Annotated in this window: 1 rRNA gene (only partly in view); it reads right to left on the bottom strand. The window is 56.7% G+C overall.

Features of this window, described 5'->3' with window-relative positions:
* Positions 1-41 precede the first annotated feature (41 nt).
* Positions 42-1872 (bottom strand): 23S ribosomal RNA (locus ACF07V_RS38740); it runs 1376 nt beyond the window's last position.

Genomic DNA, 1872 nt, shown 5'->3' with positions numbered 1-1872 from the left:
TGTTCGTTGCTTCAGAACTAACACAGTGGACGCGAGCAACTGAGGACAAGCCCTCGGCCTATTAGTACCGGTCAGCTCCACCCATTACTGGGCTTCCACATCCGGCCTATCAACCCAGTCGTCTACTGGGAGCCTTACCCTCTCAAGGAGGTGGGAATACTCATCTCGAAGCAGGCTTCCCGCTTAGATGCTTTCAGCGGTTATCCCTCCCGAACGTAGCCAACCAGCCATGCCCTTGGCAGGACAACTGGCACACCAGAGGTTCGTCCGTCCCGGTCCTCTCGTACTAGGGACAGCCCTTCTCAATATTCCTACGCGCACAGCGGATAGGGACCGAACTGTCTCACGACGTTCTAAACCCAGCTCGCGTACCGCTTTAATGGGCGAACAGCCCAACCCTTGGGACCGACTCCAGCCCCAGGATGCGACGAGCCGACATCGAGGTGCCAAACCATCCCGTCGATATGGACTCTTGGGGAAGATCAGCCTGTTATCCCCGGGGTACCTTTTATCCGTTGAGCGACGGCGCTTCCACAAGCCACCGCCGGATCACTAGTCCCGACTTTCGTCCCTGCTCGACCCGTCGGTCTCACAGTCAAGCTCCCTTGTGCACTTACACTCAACACCTGATTGCCAACCAGGCTGAGGGAACCTTTGGGCGCCTCCGTTACCCTTTGGGAGGCAACCGCCCCAGTTAAACTACCCATCAGACACTGTCCCTGATCCGGATCACGGACCGAGGTTAGACATCCAGCACGACCAGAGTGGTATTTCAACGGCGACTCCACCATGACTGGCGTCACGGCTTCAAAGTCTCCCACCTATCCTACACAAGCCGAACCGAACACCAATATCAAACTGTAGTAAAGGTCCCGGGGTCTTTCCGTCCTGCTGCGCGAAACGAGCATCTTTACTCGTAGTGCAATTTCACCGGGCCTATGGTTGAGACAGTCGAGAAGTCGTTACGCCATTCGTGCAGGTCGGAACTTACCCGACAAGGAATTTCGCTACCTTAGGATGGTTATAGTTACCACCGCCGTTTACTGGCGCTTAAGTTCTCAGCTTCGCCCTGTCGAAACAGAGCTAACCGGTCCCCTTAACGTTCCAGCACCGGGCAGGCGTCAGTCCGTATACATCGCCTTACGGCTTCGCACGGACCTGTGTTTTTAGTAAACAGTCGCTTCTCGCTGGTCTCTGCGGCCACCCCCAGCTCAGGAGGAAAACTCCATCACCAGGCGTGGCCCCCCTTCTCCCGAAGTTACGGGGGCATTTTGCCGAGTTCCTTAACCATAGTTCACCCGAACGCCTCGGTATTCTCTACCTGACCACCTGAGTCGGTTTAGGGTACGGGCCGCCATGAAACTCGCTAGAGGCTTTTCTCGACAGCATAGGATCATCCACTTCACCACAATCGGCTCGGCATCAGGTCTCAGGCTCAATGTGTGACGGATTTGCCTATCACACGCCCTACACCCTTACCCCGGGACAACCACCGCCCGGGCTGGACTACCTTCCTGCGTCACCCCATCGCTTACCTACTACCACCTTGGGTCGACGGCTCCACCACTTTCCTTTCCCCGAAGGGTCCGGAACGGCTTCACGGCCTTAGCATTAATGGGCTCGATATTGGGCGTTTCAAAGCGGGTACCGGAATATCAACCGGTTGTCCATCGACTACGCCTGTCGGCCTCGCCTTAGGTCCCGACTTACCCTGGGCAGATCAGCTTGACCCAGGAACCCTTAGTCAATCGGCGCACACGTTTCTCACGTGTGTATCGCTACTCATGCCTGCATTCTCACTCGTGAACCGTCCACAACTCGCTTCCGCGGCTGCTTCACCCGGCACACGACGCTCCCCTACCCATCACAGCG

The sequence above is a fragment of the Streptomyces sp. NPDC015661 genome (assembly GCF_043077765.1).
Classification (GTDB): Bacteria; Actinomycetota; Actinomycetes; order Streptomycetales; family Streptomycetaceae; genus Streptomyces.
This window is presented reverse-complemented; position numbering and strand designations above follow the sequence as displayed.